This is a genomic window from Draconibacterium mangrovi, assembly GCF_010586825.1.
Classification (GTDB): domain Bacteria; phylum Bacteroidota; class Bacteroidia; order Bacteroidales; family Prolixibacteraceae; genus Draconibacterium; species Draconibacterium mangrovi.
This window is the reverse complement of sequence record NZ_JAAAGB010000015.1, coordinates 59,912-79,129: the sequence shown is the minus strand read 5'-3', so window position 1 is coordinate 79,129 and position 19,218 is coordinate 59,912. Positions and strand designations below refer to the sequence as shown.

General features: G+C 39.0%; 17 protein-coding genes. 7 read left to right on the top strand and 10 right to left on the bottom strand.

Translation table 11 applies throughout. The annotated features are described in order from the left end of the window. On the top strand, positions 1 to 189 hold a 189-nt coding region (locus G4420_RS23325), incomplete at its 5' end, for a hypothetical protein (RefSeq protein WP_204273787.1). A 71-nt stretch (positions 190 to 260) separates the two neighbouring features. Here the strand turns inward: G4420_RS23325 and G4420_RS21950 are convergent. The 6 genes from G4420_RS21950 to G4420_RS21925 form a co-directional block, all read right to left on the bottom strand. After that, positions 261 to 1,226 carry a hypothetical protein gene (locus G4420_RS21950; protein WP_163326097.1) on the bottom strand — a complete coding sequence of 322 codons (966 nt, stop codon included), beginning with the start codon at positions 1,224 to 1,226 and terminating at the stop codon, positions 261 to 263. 34 nt (positions 1,227 to 1,260) lie between these two features. Continuing rightward, complete coding sequence (locus tag G4420_RS21945) at positions 1,261 to 2,226, bottom strand: hypothetical protein (protein WP_163326096.1); 966 nt, start codon at positions 2,224 to 2,226, stop codon at positions 1,261 to 1,263. Positions 2,227 to 2,343: 117 nt separating this feature from the next. Next, the gene (gene xerA, locus G4420_RS21940) at positions 2,344 to 3,480 is read right to left on the bottom strand and encodes a site-specific tyrosine recombinase/integron integrase (RefSeq protein ID WP_204273786.1); all 1,137 of its coding nucleotides are present in this window, start codon (positions 3,478 to 3,480) and stop codon (positions 2,344 to 2,346) included. A gap of 215 nt (positions 3,481 to 3,695) precedes the next feature. Continuing rightward, on the bottom strand, positions 3,696 to 4,343 hold the full coding sequence (locus G4420_RS21935; protein WP_163326095.1) for a hypothetical protein: 648 nt from the start codon (positions 4,341 to 4,343) through the stop codon (positions 3,696 to 3,698). Positions 4,344 to 4,751: 408 nt separating this feature from the next. After that, positions 4,752 to 5,357, bottom strand: a complete 606-nt coding sequence (locus tag G4420_RS21930; RefSeq protein WP_163326094.1) for an aminotransferase class IV — start codon at positions 5,355 to 5,357, stop codon at positions 4,752 to 4,754. 105 nt (positions 5,358 to 5,462) lie between these two features. After that, a complete protein-coding gene (locus G4420_RS21925; protein WP_204273788.1) occupies positions 5,463 to 6,440 on the bottom strand; it encodes an aminodeoxychorismate synthase component I in 978 nt (325 codons plus the stop codon). Positions 6,441 to 6,552: 112 nt separating this feature from the next. On the opposite strand from G4420_RS21925, the gene G4420_RS21920 reads away from it, so the two are divergent. The 4 genes from G4420_RS21920 to G4420_RS21905 all read left to right on the top strand — a co-directional run bounded on the left by G4420_RS21920 (position 6,553) and on the right by G4420_RS21905 (position 11,851). Further along, positions 6,553 to 7,221 carry a YggS family pyridoxal phosphate-dependent enzyme gene (locus G4420_RS21920; RefSeq protein WP_163326092.1) on the top strand — a complete coding sequence of 223 codons (669 nt, stop codon included), beginning with the start codon at positions 6,553 to 6,555 and terminating at the stop codon, positions 7,219 to 7,221. Between the two features lie 91 nt (positions 7,222 to 7,312). Next, positions 7,313 to 8,302, top strand: a complete 990-nt coding sequence (locus tag G4420_RS21915; protein WP_163326091.1) for a dihydroorotate dehydrogenase-like protein — start codon at positions 7,313 to 7,315, stop codon at positions 8,300 to 8,302. 11 nt (positions 8,303 to 8,313) lie between these two features. Further along, the gene (locus tag G4420_RS21910) at positions 8,314 to 11,511 is read left to right on the top strand and encodes a T9SS type B sorting domain-containing protein (protein ID WP_163326090.1); all 3,198 of its coding nucleotides are present in this window, start codon (positions 8,314 to 8,316) and stop codon (positions 11,509 to 11,511) included. A 166-nt stretch (positions 11,512 to 11,677) separates the two neighbouring features. Continuing rightward, a complete protein-coding gene (locus tag G4420_RS21905; protein WP_163326089.1) occupies positions 11,678 to 11,851 on the top strand; it encodes a hypothetical protein in 174 nt (57 codons plus the stop codon). On the opposite strand, the gene G4420_RS21900 is transcribed toward G4420_RS21905, so the two are convergent. The 3 genes from G4420_RS21900 to G4420_RS21890 all read right to left on the bottom strand — a co-directional run bounded on the left by G4420_RS21900 (position 11,835) and on the right by G4420_RS21890 (position 14,407). Next, entirely contained in the window at positions 11,835 to 12,815 is a 981-nt protein-coding gene (locus G4420_RS21900) for a PorP/SprF family type IX secretion system membrane protein (protein ID WP_163326088.1), read from the bottom strand. The two genes, G4420_RS21905 and G4420_RS21900, sit on opposite strands and share 17 nt — an antisense overlap. A 101-nt stretch (positions 12,816 to 12,916) precedes the next feature. Next, positions 12,917 to 13,888 (bottom strand): type IX secretion system membrane protein PorP/SprF, encoded by a 972-nt coding sequence (locus G4420_RS21895; protein ID WP_163326087.1) that lies wholly within the window; start codon positions 13,886 to 13,888, stop codon positions 12,917 to 12,919. A 12-nt stretch (positions 13,889 to 13,900) separates the two neighbouring features. Beyond that, a complete protein-coding gene (locus G4420_RS21890) occupies positions 13,901 to 14,407 on the bottom strand; it encodes a hypothetical protein (RefSeq protein ID WP_163326086.1) in 507 nt (168 codons plus the stop codon). 98 nt (positions 14,408 to 14,505) lie between these two features. Here G4420_RS21890 and G4420_RS21885 point away from each other — a divergent pair, with 98 nt between their 5' ends. Both G4420_RS21885 and G4420_RS21880 read left to right on the top strand, forming a co-directional pair. Beyond that, the gene (locus tag G4420_RS21885; protein WP_163326085.1) at positions 14,506 to 15,876 is read left to right on the top strand and encodes an MATE family efflux transporter; all 1,371 of its coding nucleotides are present in this window, start codon (positions 14,506 to 14,508) and stop codon (positions 15,874 to 15,876) included. Then, positions 15,860 to 16,270, top strand: coding sequence for a hypothetical protein (locus G4420_RS21880; RefSeq protein ID WP_163326084.1), 411 nt, complete (start codon positions 15,860 to 15,862; stop codon positions 16,268 to 16,270). The genes G4420_RS21885 and G4420_RS21880 overlap by 17 nt, the downstream gene beginning before the upstream one ends. A gap of 35 nt (positions 16,271 to 16,305) precedes the next feature. Here G4420_RS21880 and uvrA read toward each other — a convergent pair whose 3' ends face one another. Then, entirely contained in the window at positions 16,306 to 19,107 is a 2,802-nt protein-coding gene (uvrA, locus tag G4420_RS21875; protein ID WP_163326083.1) for an excinuclease ABC subunit UvrA, read from the bottom strand. Positions 19,108 to 19,218 lie beyond the last annotated feature (111 nt).

Below are 19,218 nucleotides of genomic sequence, written 5' to 3'. Positions count from 1 at the left end.
CAAGTCAAAAGAGCAAAGTCTAAAATTCTTTGCTGTTCAATTTTTAGTCTGGTAAAAGCGTCAGTGTTGTTTTTCATTTCTTCAAGCTTGCAGGTAACGGTTTGGCTATGTGGAGTGCGGGACTTTGAAACGCTTCACAGTCAGGCTGCCACTGAGCCAATTCGTATATTCATATTTTTGTTTTTATAGCCAAATCGTCAAAGACGAATTGGTGGTGTTGCTAAGAAGAACCACGGTTGAATTACCCACTGAACCCCGCATTACATATGAGCCTTTGTTGTGTGTAGTAATTTTTCTACTTTTTCAACTAGCTCAGTTTTGTTGTTTACTTTAATAAGTCGTAACTCAATATCTTTATTTTTATTATTGAAATTTTTAGCCTCTGTCATTACCAAAGGAGTTAAATCTGTGTTGTATATAAACCATGCTTCTCCTGGTCTATCTTTCAAACGATATATAAATCTCTTAAATGAACCTAACCCTACTTTACTCTTAGTTAATAGTTTGAATTCAATAAAATAGTCCTTATTTTCTTTATTGAAAAATAAGTCATATCCTTCATCTCTCGCAGGAATTTTGAATTTAATACCCTTTATTGATTGCAATGCTTCAATAAATTCCTTCTCGGTTTGACGAGCAAAATCTTTATAAGAAATATCAACTGTTGATTCTTCTATTTCATTATTAATCTCTTCTTGCTTATCCTTCTCCAATTTCAATTTTCGATAAAAACTCAATATTCCAATGCCACTTGCAATCAATGAAATGATAATTGATAAAATGATTATTATTTTATTTCTAGCTCTCCGTTCTCTTGATTTTTCAAGTTCTGTCCATGCTTGTTCTGGAATTAATTGATTTTTTAGTATTTCCAATTTATTAGTTAATTCCATACGCCTTTCTAATGGTAGAAATCTATCTTCAATGAATGAGAGTTGACAAAGAGTAAGGATTTCGTAAAATGTATACGGTATTGAAATTTTTTCATCTAATTCCTTCCCAACGACTACAGTCTTTATTTCCTGAATAGTTACTGTTGAATCTTTATATATGAGTTCTTTTATTGTTTGAATAGTTTGCTGTTGCGAGGAATTTAACTTCTCATTTTGATTTTCTTTTATCCAAGATGGAACATAAAAAGTGCCAAAATAAATTGTTAATAGAATACCTAATATTCCAAAAATATTCGATAAGTTTTTTATTAAGCCATTAAAAAATGTTCTCATAGTCTTCTTTATTATTGCAGAAACTTGTATAAGATTACTCATCATTTTCTTTCGTAATTTTTTCTTTCTTTTTATTTTTTCGTTGCTTGTTTTTCATCCTACTCTGTCTATTGGTTTTGTACATTTTATAATTGTCAATTATTGTAAGAATTTTAGCAACAATTCTATATTGAAAAAAATTATAGGATTCAACTTGAATAACCTCTTTGGGGTACTCATTTATTACTCTTTCAACTTCCTCTTTAAAGTCGATAATTTCAATATTTTTATATTCAAATTTTTGATTCTTCTTTTGAAGTTCTAGGAATTTCTCAAGGCTGACTTTCGTTTCAATACTTTCCTTTGTTAATTGAAACTTTGAAAATCTTTTAAATCGATAATCATCTTTGTAAACCGAGATAATATATTCTTCTCCCGAGTCTTGGGTGACTATAATTAAAAATTTTACATTTCTTCCATAGTTTTTATCCCTAAACTTAAAACGAATTGGGTCAATAAGTGCGGTAGAATGGTTCTTGAAAAAGGGTATAATTGGGTCCCACTGTTTTGTACTTGATTTTACACTGTATTTACCATTTGTGGTTGTTAGTAGAATCTTTTTCTTTACTTTTTTGTTTTCAATAAGTTTATCAACTTTCGTAATATCTGAACCTAAACTATAAAATAGAATTGGGTCATATTCTTTATAATAAACCTCAAATGGCTTTAGGATTAGTGGAGCATCAGAAAAATCTTCAATTAGAAGGTAGTTATTTAAACCAAGTTTTATATAAATTTTGAAAATTATAGCTGCCCTATCTTTTAAGTTTTCAACTATTAGACTTTTTATGTATTTATCCTCACATTCAAATGAACTTGTCGTTGAGTATGAACATCTAAACCTTTGTCCTGCCTTTAACGAGAAAGCTCTAATTGTATAATACAATGCAATTATTGAAATCAATAGTGCCGTAATGGAGATTAAAGAGCTTATCATATTTTCGGTTAAGCTTATTTGCATCTGGTCATTTTATTATTACACACAACGTGTGTGCAACATCACCAGGTGATGTTATATTTATTATGTCAATGTTAAAGGTAATGTTATTCCTCTAAATCGGAGGGATAACATTACTTATTATGTTGAATCGGAAAAGATATCATCTAACGGATTCTTAATTCCTTCAATATAGCGTTTCGAAACATGTGTATATATTTCTGTTGTTTTCGATGAGCCGTGCCCCAACAATTCCTGGATATAACGCAAATCAGTTCCTTGTTCCAGCAAATGAGTGGCAAACGAGTGCCGTAACATATGTGGTGTCACCCTATTTCTAATTCCTGCTTTCAATGAAGCTTCCTTTAATATCTTGCCGATGGTACCGGCGCTGTATGGTTGTCCGGGTGATTGACCTTCAAATAACCAATATTGCGGGCGATACTGCTTATAATACACGCGAAGTAATTTTAACAACGACGAAGAAAGAAGTGAATACCGATCCTTTTGTCCTTTGGCAGATTCAATCCGGATTAAACCCCGATCGGAGTGTATATCAGTTAACTTCAGTTTAATAAGTTCGCTCCTTCTTAAACCGGCCGAATAAATAAGAGATAATATGCATTTGTGTTTAATATTATTGCAATTGAGTATAATGTTTTGGATTTCTTCTTTACTTAAAACCTTGGGAAGTTGCTTTGATTTACGCGGTCGTTCAATTGAAAATAACCGGCGTTCTCCTGTTTTTACTCTCTCATAATAGAATTTAATGGCATTGATACGTTGATTTTGTTGACTTGCAGAAATCTTCTCGTTTTGTACCAAACTTAAGATATAGTTGTTTATTTGTTCCTGGGTGAGCCGATCCAGATCGGTATTGCAGAAATGATGGATGAAATCTTTGAAATAGGCGCAATAACTGCGTATGGTACTCTCACTGTATCGTTTTTGCTTCAACAATTCAAGATAGCCTTTGGGTAACTCAATTTTCGATCGGTGCGAATAATCACGCTTAACAATTTTCGGAGATGTTGATTTTGCCTGTGCTTTCAATGCCGAATAATCGATATAAGCCAGTTCTCTGAATGTTTCGAAAAAACGGCTAAGGTTAAAATCGGCCTTTGCAATGGTCCAGCTCCAAAGCGAAGAACTCCAACGTACCGGGAATAATTCTTTCAGGCGATTTGTTATTTGCTGGTTGTGAGCAAACTTTACCAGAATAACTTCCTGTTGTTGATGTTTCCCTTGTTCAAGTTTAATTTGTGGGCGCGTATTCAACGGTTTTAGTTTTTAGTGCTTTAAATGTAAACATCTTATGTTTAAATAACAAAACAAAAGGCTGCCCCTTCGAACAGCCTTTTTGTTTGAGTTAATTGAGGTCTTTCCTTCATTCCCTCTCTATCCGTCAGCTAACGGAAGACACAACCAGGGTGAGTCAATAAAGCGTATCTCTTAATAGATAACTCTTCAATTGTTATTAAAATCCGGGAATTTTAATGATTCACCACCATACGCGCCTTCTCGTAACCCATATAAAAAGCCGCATCGCGCCGTTTAAATACTTTCATCAGGTTATCAAGCTCATTTACCAGCAGGTTATTTACCTCGGTAAAAAGCTCTTCGAGCGTTTGGGTAGCCACGGCCGAGCTAATCTGGTATTCGCGTGGTTGTCCGCTTAGCTCATTCAAACGGTCGTAGTCGGCTTGCAGACCGGTAATTTGTTCTGCTGTAAGTCCGTATTCTCTGGTAAGTTCTTCCTGGTACTGGATGGCACTGTCGATTATTACTTTTACACGGCGCTGCATATCGTCGTATTTCATCCGGTACAGGTCGGAGGCACTGTCGGCCATTTTTGCGGCAAGCGTTTCGTTCCTGTTCATCCGGGCAAAAACTTCTACCAGGTCGTTTAATACATCAGCCTTGTTGGCAATAGTACGTTTTAGTTCGGCTTTAATTTTCCCAAGTGTTACCTTCGATAGCTCCTGCTGCATGGCCGAAGTGTCGATAGCCACACTTAGCTCGGTTAGTTTGTTTTTTACTTCGCCAATTTTGGCAATACTGTTCCACAGAGCTGAATGGGTGTCGAGGTACGACAGCGTATCATCCAGCATGTGTTTTCGATCAATTTGAATCTGTTTCATTTAGTATGTTTTTAAGTTAAAAATGGTTCCCCAATCGTTACTATTTTTTGTTGAGGAGAAATTTGTTGTTTCTGCTATACAATCCGTACTCTCTGAGAGGCGATCCGCGGTCTCTGAGTAACAATCCGATGCTATTGAGTAACAATCCGATGCTATTGAGTAACAATCCGATGCTATTGAGCACCAATCCGGTCTTTCTGAGAAGCGATCCGATGTTTCTGAGGAGCAATCCGGGGTTATTGCGAAACAATTCGCACTAATTTAAAAGGGTATTCGCAAAAAATAAGGATAAAATACGGTTTGAGTTTTAGCCATTTTGGTTGATTAAAGGATTAATTATAAATTGTTTTGTTCAGTAAGTTACGTTAAATAAAACTAACAGTCAAGTTTTAATGCGCGCTTACTTAGTTATTTGTCATTTGTTCTAATCCTTTCAACCGGCAACACCGGCATATCGTCCATATCCTGAAGGGCGTTTATCAAACCAATTTTTTGGTAGTTGTTTAGGTCGTTAACGGTAATGCGACAAACCGAAATTTTGTTTTCGGCAAGCAGCCGTGCACGTTGTGTTCCGGGAAGCAGGGGAGTGTCGGGTGTCCACCATTTTTCGCCATCGAAAAAAATGGGATTGGCCGTAAAACTGTCGGTAATACAATTGTTTTGTACGATGAGGATATCGTCGCAATTGCCGCGCTGTTCGTACAAATGTTGTAGTTGCTGGCGGTCGGTGTATTTACTGCTGTATTCAATGCTGTTGTCTTCAATCAGGCGGATACTGTTGAAAGAACGGTATTGGTGAGGCAGGAACTCGATCTTTTCTACTTGTGCGGCATAAATCACCCGGCAGCGAAAAAGCCCTTCTGTGCAGGTTTCCGGTATTTCAATCAGCTCTTCCAACTTCAGCTTTGGTGCATCCGGAAAGAATTTCTTCCGGGCCACATCAAACCGCGCCTGGTGATATTCCAGGTTATAGAGTTTCGCGTCTTTACATTTTATGGTTTCAAGTAATTGCATAGTTTAAAAAGCTTCGAGCCGCTAGCCACGAGCCACGAGTTTCTCAATCAGTATCAATCTTTTTTCAATCTGTATCAATCTCCATCAATCTCTTTTCAATCTCCTTCAATCCTTCCTAAAAACCGGAATATAAACCTTCTTCACCAGCTCTTCATATTCGCTTTCGGCATTACTTAAAAAAGTTATTCCGCCGCCGCTTTTGTATATCAGCTCGTCACCCAGTGTTTCTATATAGCGAATCAGCACGCAGCTGTCGAGATTATGCCCATCAAAATAGCCAAAAATACCGGTGTAAAAACCACGCTCGTAGTTTTCGGCCGCTTTAATAATCTCCACGGTTTTCTTTTTTGGCGCACCACAAATCGATCCGGCGGGCAACATTTTAAAAATAATTTCGCCAATCTGTTCCGTATAGTTTTCTGGCAGATGGCCACTTATTTTCGAGCTTACCTGCCATAAATCGCGCTGGTTGGTTTTTAGCCGCTCCAGGTAACGGAATTTTTCAACCGTAACATTTTCCGCCACCAGGCTCAGGTCGTTTCGTATCAAATCTACAATGGTATTGTGCTCGGCCAACTCTTTCGAGTCGTTCAAAATTTGTTCTTTGGCATTGGGCAACGAGGCGTCCATTGTCCCTTTCATAGGGTACGACGAAATCTTCCCGGCATCGATCTGTACAAATCTTTCGGGCGAAAAACATACAAACTCATCTTTCAACAGCACCTTATAACGGGCCTCGCTGCGGTGAAAGATCTCTTCCGGCGACAGGTTGGTTTTTATTCTTGTTGGCTGAGTGTAATTCAGCAAATATGTATCGCCGTTGTGAATGTGCTGCTGAACAAGATCAAATCCCTTTTTATACTGGCTGAATGAAACCGGCTCAGTTTCCCATTTTATTTCTTTTTTTTCAGTTGCTGGCCGGGCAAAATTCGATTGCTTATTGGCCTGCCACCATATTTTATCCGTTTCGTCGGGCCTGAAGAGCTGTGCTTTTGTGCTGTCAAAATCGATCACAAAAACAAAGGCCTCGTTCCTGCGGCCCAGTTCATTCATTTTCGCTATTATCTTTCCGTTCTCTCTCATCCTTCGCTGCAAAAATATTAAAAAGCGCGATACTTTCTGTTCCAACTTTGAACCCCGATCATTGAAGGGTTTCCAACTTTATTTCTATTTTTACATCAAATTCGTGCGAGTAATGGATATTGGGAAAAATATAAAAGAAATTACGGAAAGTTTGCCGGAAAATGTACGTTTGGTCGCTGTCTCAAAAACAAAACCTAACGAGGATATTATGGAAGCTTACAACGCTGGTCAACGCATTTTTGGCGAAAACAAAGTACAGGACTTAACCAAAAAATACGAAGAACTGCCCAAAGATATCGAGTGGCATTTTATTGGTCATCCGCAATCCAACAAGGTAAAATATATTGCTCCGTTTATCTCGCTTATTCACGGTGTCGATACCATTAAACTCTTAAGAACCATCAATAAAGAGGCCATTAAAAACAATCGGGTAATCGATGTATTACTTCAGTTTCATATTGCTGAAGAACTCACCAAGTTCGGTTTGTCGCCTGATGAAGCCGATGTTTTATTGTCGTCCGATGCGTTTAAACAGCTAACAAAGGTACGGGTTGTTGGAGTGATGGGAATGGCTACATACACTGATGATAAAGATCAGGTTCGGAATGAATTTCGCATTTTAAAAAGTATTTTTAATTCACTGAAAAATAAATACTTTTCCGATTCCAAATTTTTCACCGAGATTTCAATGGGTATGTCAGACGATTATCCCATGGCCATTGAGGAAGGAAGCACGATGATTCGTGTGGGAAGTAATATTTTTGGAGCACGGAATTATTGAAACAGACAGATTTATTGAAATAAAGACAGCGGGTAAAGGCACGAGATTATTTCTACCTTAAAAGCTGTACTGCAAACTTTAAACTTTTATTATGGCAAATTTAGAGACTACATACCTCGGACTAAAGCTGAAAAATCCTTTGGTTGCTGCCAGTTCGGGACTAACCAGTTCGGTTGAAAAAATTAAAGAACTTGCCGATTCCGGTATTGGTGCTATTGTGCTGAAATCGATTTTCGAGGAGCAGATAAATAACGAGGTGACCAATATGCTGGCTAAAGACCAGCAGAATGTTGGATACCCCGAGGCCGAAGATTACATAAAAAATTACATGCGCGACAATACGGTAACCAAACATCTGGAGCTGGTAAAAAAAGCAAAGGAAGCTGTTGATGTGCCGATTATTGCAAGTATAAATTGTGTGTCGTCGAAAGAGTGGACCACTTTTGCCAAAGATTTTGAGGAAGCCGGTGCCGATGCCATCGAACTGAATATTTTCTATTTGCCGACTGATCGTCATGAAAAGCCGGGAATGATCGAACAGCTTTACCTTGATGTTCTTGAAAAGGTAAAAAGCGAAGTGAGTATTCCGGTGTCGGTTAAATTTGGTTTAAACCACAGCAATATTATTGGAATGGCCGACAAGCTAAAAGCCAATGGTGCTGCCGGTGTGGTGATGTTCAACCGTTTTTACGAGCCAGATATCAACCTGGATAAACTGGAGCTGGTAGCCTCAGAAGTGTTTAGTTCTCCATCCGATTTACGTCGTTCGTTACGCTGGGTGGGTATTGTTTCATCGTCGGTCAGGCATTTGGATATTGCTGCCTCAACCGGAATCCACGATGGCGATGCTGTAATTAAACAATTGCTGGCCGGTGCACAGGTGGCGCAACTTTGTTCAACATTGTATATAAACGGAGCGCAGGTGGTTAATGGCATGTTAGAAGACCTTTCCGCCTTTATGAAAAAGTGGAACTTTAAAAAGATCGATGATTTCAGAGGGCGCCTTTCTTACAAAAACATCCCCGATCCGATGGTTTACGAGCGCTCACAATTCATGAAATATTTTTCAAACAGAAAATAATCACCAACAAGATGATTAATATAAAACCGGTATTTCTTTGTTTGCTTTTATGGTTTCTGGGAAGTACCGGTTTTGTTTTGGGGCAAACTGAAGTTATTCCTCAAATAATTAATCCTGATGAAGATGAAACGATCGGCTATTGTTCCGATTCTGTAAAGGTTGCTCCATTTATCTCAATTCAGAATGTTACCAGCGCCCAGAATTTTCAGGGAATGAAAGTGGCCATTGCCAACTACCGGAAAGGTGAAGATATTTTAGTTTGGAATGAGCTACATGATTTTACTTATTTTTGGAATGACACTTATGGACATGTTGAAATAAAAGGCAAAGGTACCGATCAACAATATGCAGAGGCCATTGCCAATGTGTATTATAAAAACATTGCCACTATTCCGAAAGTTGGAATTCGCTCTTTTTCCATTAGCCTGGTAGATGCCGATTATTTACCGGAAACAGATCATTTTTACAGGTATATTCCAAAAACTGGAATTTCATGGACAGAGGCACGCGATTCTGCAGCAAATATGGAGTATTTTGGACTTAAAGGATATTTGGCAACTATTCGTTCTGAAGTTGAAGATATGTTTATAAGAGCAAAGACGAATGGAACAGGATGGATAGGGGCATCAGACAAAAAAGAAGAGGGTAGATGGGAATGGGTTACAGGGCCTGATTCCTCTGTTTATTTTTGGCAAGGTAACTATCCGAATGGAAGAGCAATTAATGGTGAATATAATAATTGGAAAAATGATGAACCAAATCAAGCAGGAGATGAGGATTATTGTCACATCTTATATAATTCGAATGCAGGTTTGATGACCTGGAACGATTTGGCAAATGGGGGAGCTACATCAGGAGCTTATCAACCAAAAGGATTTTTAGTGGAATTTGGAGGAATGCCTAACGACCCACCCGTAAAATTATCGGCGGCAGCTTTTATTCGGGTAAGTAAAATTGCTTTTTCTGATGAACGCGATTTTAGAATTTGCGAGGGCGACGAGCAACAATTAAATGTTATCGCTATTAACGAAGATTATAAATATACCTGGGAACCCGACCAAAATATTGACGATGCCACTGCCATCAGTCCAACTGTTTTGCCTACACAAACTACAGTTTATACCGCATATGGCCAACTCGATTTTTGTGAAGATTCTGCTTTGTTTTTGGTTGAGGTAGATCCATTGCCGAAAACTGATTTAGATACTGTTCGTACCTATTGTAAAGGTAGTTCAACAGTTCTCGATCCAGGAAACCATGCTTCGTATTTATGGTCGAATGGCGAAACCACCAGAACGATTATCGTAAGTGATGAAGCTGAATATTGGGTAAAGTTAAAAAGTGATAAAGGTTGTGAGTTGCTACATATGGTTAAAACAAAATGGAGCGAATGCCCTGTTTTGGATTATAGCATGGTGGACACTTTGGTGTGTGGCAGTAAAACACAAAAGCTGAATTTGTCGTTTGTTAACGATTCAGCCACTACAAATTTAATTTCGCTTGATTTGAGAGCTACGGTTGACGCCCCGGGAACTTTAACACCCACAATTACCGTTAGCGAATTTGGTAAGTACCTTTTTGAAATGGAAATTACTGATGAGTATGGTTGTGGATTTTTGGATACCTTATCGATTGAGTTTCATAACCAGCCGGAAGCGTTTATTGTAATGGATGAACAAAAATGCAAAGGTTATAGTTTAGACGTTCGGTCAGGTGTTCCAACTCAAGAGGATGCCTTATTTACTTGGTATTATAACGATTCGGTATTTCAGTCGGGAATAAATTTATTGGAAACAATTATTCCACTTGGCTATGGTACATTCGATCGCACGGTTGGTTTACACATAAACGAACAAGGTTGTACCTCCGATACGATTGTACCGGTATATGTAACACCCGGAGTAGATATTATTGCAGACAATAACGAGGGGTGTACTCCATTATTGGTAGACTTCGACGCTAAAGTTACCGAAGCTGTTGAATCGTATTTATGGGAGTTTGGTAATGGAGAAACTTCTGAGAGTAAATCGTCTCAAATAAAATTTGTAAACCCGGAATTGATTGATCAGAAATACAATGTTGCCTTAACTGTAGTGTCGAAAGAAGGATGTTCGAATAAAGGTATAATTGAGGATTATGTTGTAGTTCATCCGAAACCCAGTATTGATTTGTCGTTTGAAGAAAGCGAGTGTAACGTGCAGCAGATGGAAATTTGGTATGTAGGGTCTGGAAGTGATACAGCTTCCTATTATTGGGATTTAAATGCATTTCAAGCGGATGAAATTGTTCACAACCCGGGAACTACAAAAGGACCTTTGGAAATAAATCGTAGCTCAGCACCTACCGCAAATATTGGAATTTATATGCAATCCGAATTTGGTTGTTACTCAGATACAATTGCCAAATTATGGAAGCGTAAACCGTCCTTCGATATTAAGGTTGATACAACTGAAGGTTGTCCGCCCTTGGCTCTTGCAACAGAAGTTTTTGTTTTTGATGATGTAGATGACGTAAGTTTTATTTACGATATTGGAGAAGGTGTTAGTGGGAGTGGAAACAGGGTGGAACACTTATATACAGAACCAGGGTTAAAACACCAAATAGAATTTATTGGGACATCGTCGATAACAACTTGTTCCGATACAGTTGTTTATACCGATACCATTTTTGTTTATCCTGTACCGAAGGCCGCATTTACACCATTTCCGGAGGTAGTTTTAATAACTGAACCTGAAGTGGAATTTGAAAACGAAAGTGAAGCTGCTGATTTCTACGAATGGGATTTTGGAGATAGTTCTATCATTTCTACAGAAGCTTCGCCTATTCACTCGTATCGGGAAATGGGTTATTATTACTCAACTTTATATAGCTACAATAATTATTATTGTATGGATTCAGTTTCGCATCGAGTAGTTGTGGCTTTCGATAGAATATTTGCTCCAACCGCTTTTTCTCCAAATGCAAGCTTAGCTGAAGATCGTGAATTTCTGATTGATTCGGAAGGGATGCTGGAAGAGGGTTATCAACTGATTATTTTTAACCGGTGGGGCGAACTTGTGTTTGAATCGAACAACCCGGGGCAAGGCTGGGATGGTAAAATGCATAATGGTGATTTTGCGCCTTCAGGAGTGTATGCATGGGTGCTTGAATATAATGATTTAATGGGCGGTTCGCACAAACAAAAAGGCAATGTAACCCTGTTGTTCTGATACAATCGATTGCGCTAAAATGTGTTAAATTAATTGACTTTCATCTACTTTCTTAGTATCTTTTACCTTCATCAAATCGTATAAACAACTGTTGTCCAAAAATTGATTTTTTATACGAGGGAGTACGATTTTATATTGTGAAGTAACATGAAAAAACCAAGAAAAGATGATGCGTAAATTTAGATTTAGTTCCTACTCCGAAAGAGAATATCGTGTATTTAATGAGTATCCGCCGATGAGAAAACAACACAATTTTCACACTGAAGAACATTTTGTTGTGCCATGGGAACTAAACCACGATGAAGAAAAATTCAGTGAAAAAGCTAAAGCATGGGAATAAGCAGTTTGTTTCTGATTTTATTTTCTCCTTTGGCTCCTACAAAAAATGTAAGTGATAATTCATGCGATCCATAACTGTAATTGGAAAGTTCGGAGAGGGTATAGTCGAAACTGTATCCGAACTGGAATTTTTCGCGTGCAAAACCGATTAAAGCGATAATAGCGTCAGGTCGGGTGTCGATGTTATTCCTGAACCAAGCTCCAAACAAAAATGATTTTTCAATCATATAAATTCCAAGATTAAGTTGCTTAAACGAGCCCTGTTGCTGGTAAAGTATATTTGGCGAAAGCGTAAAACGCCGCGACAATAAAGCGTGATGAAACTTATGCAATCGGGTACCGGCATGTACCGTAATTTTCATTGGTACTTTCCCCTTATGGTCTCCTTCGTGAATCGACTCATCAGGAGTAGTCAAATGATGTAAACTGGCTCCCCAAAATACCTGTCTATGCTGGCCAACTGCTCCAATGGCAAAATCGGGGTAGGTTTTGTTTCCTTCGTAAAAGTTGGCCCAGCTTGAACCCGAAACGACTCCTGTTAGCTGATCGATCTCTGATGGAAATATCAAGCCATTTGTATCGAATTGTTTTCTTACAAGGCCTGCATTTAATCCCAGCGTCATAAAACTTTCCAAACCCAATTGAAGGTGGTAAGAATAGGCAGCGGTGGCGGCACTTGTTGTGATTATGTTATTTGGTTCGCGATCGTGATAAGCCTGAAATCCAATTCCGGCATTACTTTTTTTCAACAGGAAGTCGTAAGAAAGGGAATAAGTGGTAAACGAATTACCTTTTTGCGGCCACTGGTTACGATAATTAATAACCATCCGGGGAAGTTCTGTCGTTCCTGCAAAGGCCGGATTTAAGTGAAGCGGATTAGCAAAAAACTGCGAGTAACCGGGATCTTGAGCAAAAACTGCACATGGCAATACAAGCAATGCAAGTAGAAGTTTTTTGAAGTACATTAAATTTTTCCCGATTAAAATGAGTCGTGAAAATACAAAATCAAATTAATATGAGATCGATTTTAAAATATTTTATGTGAAAGAGTTAGTGTTGTTGTGATTTATCTCTTTGGCGGAGCCCAGGGATTGTATTTTGAATGACTAAAAGGCGGAACAATAATATTAAACGAAAGCTCGCACATAAAAGCATTATAATCGGAAGTGCCCGGTATACCCATTCCTGCATTCAGGTTAAAGCGCATAAAATTATGTCGGTATCCAATTGTTCCTCCAAGGGTAGTAATATGGTTGGTAAAGTCGTTTTGAATGAAAGCCCCCCATGTTTTATCTGTATATTCCGCAAGTAAGCGCAGTCGGGCAATAGTGACTTCTTCGCGGTAGAAAACAATTAGTTCCGGCGACATTTCAAAAGGGCGGGAGTAAAGGTCGCGCACTCTGTTGTCCATCTTCTTCGAAACATACAACGTATAACCCAAGGTTGTTGTTGGTTCGATCAAACTATAGGCAACATTTCTGGTGTGCAGAACCGTTGATGTTACCCCAATCTGTAAGGAGTTGTTCGTCCATAAAAAGCCAAACTTGGGTTTGAATATGTAATAGCGAAAAAAAGACTCTCCCTGCTGAATAAGTGCATCATTATCGTGGGGGATTACATTGTTAAGAAATGCAACTGCCCAGTGTTTGGTTGCAGCCAGTACATCCGTTCCGGCAGTGAAAAGTATTTTGCTGTCGCTAATTTTTATGGGAAATCCCGAATAGTAAAAGCCAAGCGAAGTTGTGGTAATGTTTTGTTTGCTAAGCATTCCCTGGCTGAAATTCAGGGCCACACCTCCCTTTAACTTTGGGGAATACGCATCCCACGTTGCATAAAAGATATTATACGTTTCTTCGCTGTTGAGATACGAATACTGATTTCCGGTGTGATACGAACTGTTTTTGTTTAATCCGGCCAGTGCTGGATTTATTTCTATCCGGTTATCAAAAGGCAGGAGGTAGGTTTCGTTTTGCGCACGACTGTTTAATCCTGAACATACCAGGATAAAACAAACTAATATTTTGGGTGAAATGCGCAAGGTTGTTTAGTGTCAGGTGGATAATTTTAATAGCTCTTCCAACATGTAGGCCCGCTTTTCGTCGGAAACTTTTAAGGCGCGGGCAATTTTCAATTTTATTGGTTTCATTACTTCTGCCGAAGGAAAATGCTCGAAATTATCGATTACTGTGAAAGCTTCAAAAGCTGTTTCCCAGTTTTCGTTTATTACTAAGTCGACAAAAACTTCAATGTTATCCGAGAAATCAAGTCCGTTTTGCCAGCAAACAGTTGCTATATTTTTACGAATTGGCTTAAAATGCTCTTCTTGCAAAGCATTTATAAATACCGGAATGGTTTCTTTATCCTTTACTGTTCCCAGCAATTTCTGAATTTGATTTTCTATTTCCGCTTCGCAGCCGGCTACCATTAATTCAAATAAAATGGGCAGATAATCTTTATTGCCACTTTCTTTAAGTTTGTTAAGTGCAGCCAGTACCTGGTCCTTATCAGCCGAAAAAAGCTGGGTTTTTATTGTCTGGTTAATTTTTGTCATATTCATTATTCATCTTTCCGAGCAAGCAAATTTAATGTTTAAAATACGCCAAAACAAAGGTGTAGTGTAAATGTTTTCGCATATTCGTTACCTTTGTGCTCCTCATGAAGAACGTTGACGAATTACAAGAGGCCCATGTTGGGCGTCTTATGCTCAAATATTTCATTCCTGCATTTATTGGAGTTTTCGTAAATGCATTGTACAATATTGTTGACAGAATTTTTATTGGACAGGGAGTTGGAGCTGAAGCATTATCGGGGATCTCGGTAATTTTTCCGGTAATGCTTATTATGATGGGCTTTGGAATGCTTATTGGTATTGGCGCCAGTGTTTATGTTTCCATTAATCTTGGGAAAAAAGATATGGAAAGAGCCGAACAAACGCTGGGCACCAGTTTTATTCTGATGATTTTGGCTTCGGTACTGATTATGGTTGTTACCTATTCGCTTAAAGTGCCTATTCTTCGTTCGTTTGGATCTACCGATGAAACTTTTCAATATGCCAACGATTACCTCGATATTGTTCTCGGCGGTGTGGCATTTATGGTTATCGGATTTTCGTTAAACAACGTTATTCGCTCCGAAGGAAACGCGCGTGTTGCAATGGTTTCCATGCTAATAAGTTCGGCAACCAATATTATTCTCGATCCCATTTTTATTTTTGGCCTCGACATGGGCGTAAAAGGTGCAGCTTACGCAACCGTAATTTCAATGTTTGTATTAATGTTGTGGGTACTGTACCATTTTATTAAAAGTAAACGGGCAGTTATTAGGATGCGGATAAAGCATTTAAAAATTAACTGGGGAATTACACTGGAGATTCTGGCCATTGGTATGGCGCCATTCTCCATGCAAATTGCCGGAAGTTTTGTTCAGGGTCTGTTAAATAAAAAACTGATTGATTTTGGTGGCGACCTGGCTGTAGGTGCAATGGGAATTATCAACTCTGTACTAACGCTGGTAATTATGGCTATTGTTGCGCTTAATATGGCCTCGCAACCTATTATCGGTTTTAATTACGGTGCCAAATCGGTTCAGCGAATAAAAGATACTTTAAAGATCACACTTATTGCTGCCACGCTTATTGCCATTGTCGCGTTTGTACTAATCGAGGCTTTCCCCGGGTATATTATTATGGTTTTTAATAACGATAGCGAAGTGTTGTACAATATTGCAGTCAGGGGGTTGCGACTGGTTATTCTGGCGCTGCCGATTGTTGGATTTCAGGTGGTGGCTTCTAACTTTTTTCAGGCAATTGGAAAAGCCGGCCTTTCCATGTTTGCAACTGTATTTCGCCAGGTAATCATGTTAATTCCGCTCATTTATATATTACCAGGCTTTTTCGATATTGATGGAATTTGGATCAGTTATCCACTTGCAGATACCATGTCGGCATTGGTGGTTGGATTTATACTTTACCGCGAGTGGAAACGTTTACCGTTAATAATTGAAAACAGCAATGAAGAAAAGCACTAAACTGATTCTTTTAGTAAGCGTTTTAGGTGTTACTTTATACTGCCTTTTTGTTCAGCCTGAACTATTGGGGATCAACCTTTCAAAAAAGCTGAATTTTCCTCTAGGGAGTTTAATTTCATGGAGTGGTATCGTTGCCTATGTGCTTCTTTTTCATCTATCTATAAAACTTCCAACAAAATCTATATTTTCAAAAGTAGGTAAGCAGCTAAGATATCTTCATTTGGGCCTTGCATTATTTTGGTTGCCCGTGTCTTATTTCATTTCAGGAAACCTTGCTTTTGCATTTCAAAACAAACCCATCGCCTTCAAACTGTGGATTGGCTATACATTGGTTATTCTTCTCTTTCCTTTGTTTTTAATTCTGCTAAATCGCTTTGGCAAGTCTGAGAAGTAAATTGAGGTAGAGAGCCACCTCAACAGATGGCTCTTTTAATGTAGTTTTTCTTTTAAAGCTTCTCCTGTATAAGAATTTTTCTCGTTGATCAAATCTTCAGGAGTACCCTCAAAAACAAGATTTCCTCCTTTATCTCCACCTTCCGGACCAAGATCGATAATCCAGTCGGCAGATTTAATAACATCCATGTTGTGCTCGATGATCAGTATGGAGTGACCACGCGAAATTAGTGCATTGAATGAATCGAGCAGCTTTCGGATATCGTGGAAATGCAAACCTGTTGTTGGCTCATCGAAAATAAAGAGGGTAGGTGAATCTTTTTCCTTTGCCAGGAACGACGCCAGTTTTACACGCTGGCTTTCACCACCTGATAATGTGCTCGAAGCCTGTCCCAGTTTTATGTAGCCCAAACCAACATCCTGCAGAGGTTGCAGACGTTTGGTAATTTTCTTCTCGGTTGAACTTTTGCCTTGTTTAAAGAGTTCGATGGCTGCATTTATGGTCAGATTCAGAATGTCATCAACATTCATATCCTTGTATTTAACATCCAGAATATCTTCTTTAAAACGTTTTCCGCCGCAGCTTTCGCAAAGCAGGTAAACATCGGCCAAAAACTGCATCTCTACTTTAATCGTTCCTTCACCCTGGCATTCGTCGCAACGTCCACCATCAACGTTAAACGAGAAGTGAGATGGTTTTAATCCCTGTATTTTTGATGTCTGCTGCTCCGACAGTAATTTCCGTATTTCATCGTAAGCCTTCAGGTAGGTAACCGGGTTCGATCGCGATGATTTCCCGATAGGATTTTGATCGATGAACTCAATGGCATCGATCATCTTATAATCTCCTAAAATTGCATCGTGATGACCTGTTTTTTCACCGTATCCACCCAGAATTTTAGTCAGGGCAGGAGTGAGGATCTTCGAAATAAGCGATGACTTTCCTGATCCGCTGACTCCGGTAATTACCGTTAAAGTGTTAAGCGGAAATTTAACCGTTACATTTTTAAGGTTGTTCTCGCGTGCACCAACAACTTGAATCGAGTTGGTCCATTTTCTACGTCGGGTAGGAACAGGAATATCTTCAATGCCGGTGAGGTATTTTGTGGTAAGACTTTGCGGATTTTTAACCAGGTCGTCGTGTGTTCCCTGAAAAACAACTTCTCCACCGTGTTGTCCGGCCATCGGACCAATATCGATTACCTCGTCGGCGGCTCGAATAATTTCTTCGTCGTGTTCAACAACCAATACTGTATTTCCAATTTTTTGCAGGCGCCGTAATACTTTTATCAGTTTCTCGGTGTCGCGCGAATGCAGCCCGATACTCGGTTCATCCAAAATATACAGCGATCCCACCAAACTGCTTCCAAGTGAAGTTGCCAGGTTTATCCGCTGCGATTCACCGCCCGATAAAGTTGACGATAAGCGGTTAAGTGTCAGGTAGCCCAAACCCACATCATCTAAAAATTCCAGGCGGTTATTGATCTCAATGAGGATACGTTTGGCAATCGCTTGATCATGATCGCTCAGATTCAAGTTCAGAAAAAACTGTTTCAATTCTGAAACGGGCATCAAAACCAGCTCCTGAAGCGATTTATCCGCAACTTTAACATAACCGGCTTCTCTTTTCAAACGGCTTCCTTTACACTCGGGGCAAACCGTTTTTCCGCGGTAACGCGATAACATTACACGGTACTGTATTTTATAACTGCCCTCTTCAAGATGTTTGAAAAACTGGTTTAAGCCATCGAAATATTGGTTCCCGGTCCAGATTAGGAATTTTTGTTCTTCACTCAGTTCATAAAATGGCTTGTGTATGGGGAAATTGAATTTCTCGGCTGAATAGATCAACTCATTTTTCCATTGGCTCATTTTTTCGCCTTTCCAACAGGCAATGGCATCCTGGTAAATTGATAGCGACTTATTCGGAATTACAAGATCTTCGTCAATCCCAATTACCTTTCCGTAGCCTTCGCAAGTAGGGCAGGCACCAACCGGATTATTAAAGCTGAACATGTGAACCGTTGGTTCTTCAAATTCAATTCCATCGGCTTCAAAACGGTTCGAGAAGGTTTTTGATTCCATGCCGTCCTTTTTATAAATTTTTACCAAACATTCGCCGTGTCCTTCGAAAAAAGCCGTTTGAACCGAGTCGGCCAGTCGGCTTTGCGTGTCTTCATCGTGTTTAACGGCAGCACGGTCGATAACCAGGTTACAGCTTCCGTTGCAAAATTCATCACTTTCTGCTTTTACCAGCTCGTCGATGCGTTTTATTTCGTCGTTGGTTTCAATGCGCGAAAATCCTTGTTGCATCAACAGTTCAACTTCCTGCAGCATAGTTCGTCCGTTTTTAGCGGTTAAAGGAGCAACAATGATAAGACGGGTTCCTTCATCAAAGCTGTTGATGTAGTCCACCACATCGGTTACGCTGTTTCGCGATACTTCTTGCCCCGATACCGGCGAAATGGTTTTCCCAATGCGTGCGTAGAGCAGCTTCAGGTAATCGTAAATCTCGGTTGATGTACCCACTGTTGAGCGCGGATTTCGCGTGTTTACCTTTTGCTCGATGGCAATGGCAGGCGGAATTCCGTTAATAAAGTCAACTTCGGGTTTATTTATTCGCCCCAAAAACTGACGGGCGTAAGACGACAGACTTTCTACATAGCGGCGTTGACCTTCGGCAAAAAGTGTATCGAAAGCCAGCGATGACTTCCCTGAACCGGAAACACCGGTTACAACAATAAATTTGTTTCGGGGAATTTTTAAACTTATATTTTTTAGATTATGAACCCTCGCGTTCTGAATCTCGATGTATTTAGCGTTTTTGCTATTTGACATATTATTTTTATAAAATTCGATAAAATGTTAGAAAAACTTGCTATTGTCAGTAAAATGTTTCATTTTTGAATGACACAAAATTAGAATAATAGTTTTACTACACTAAAAAAT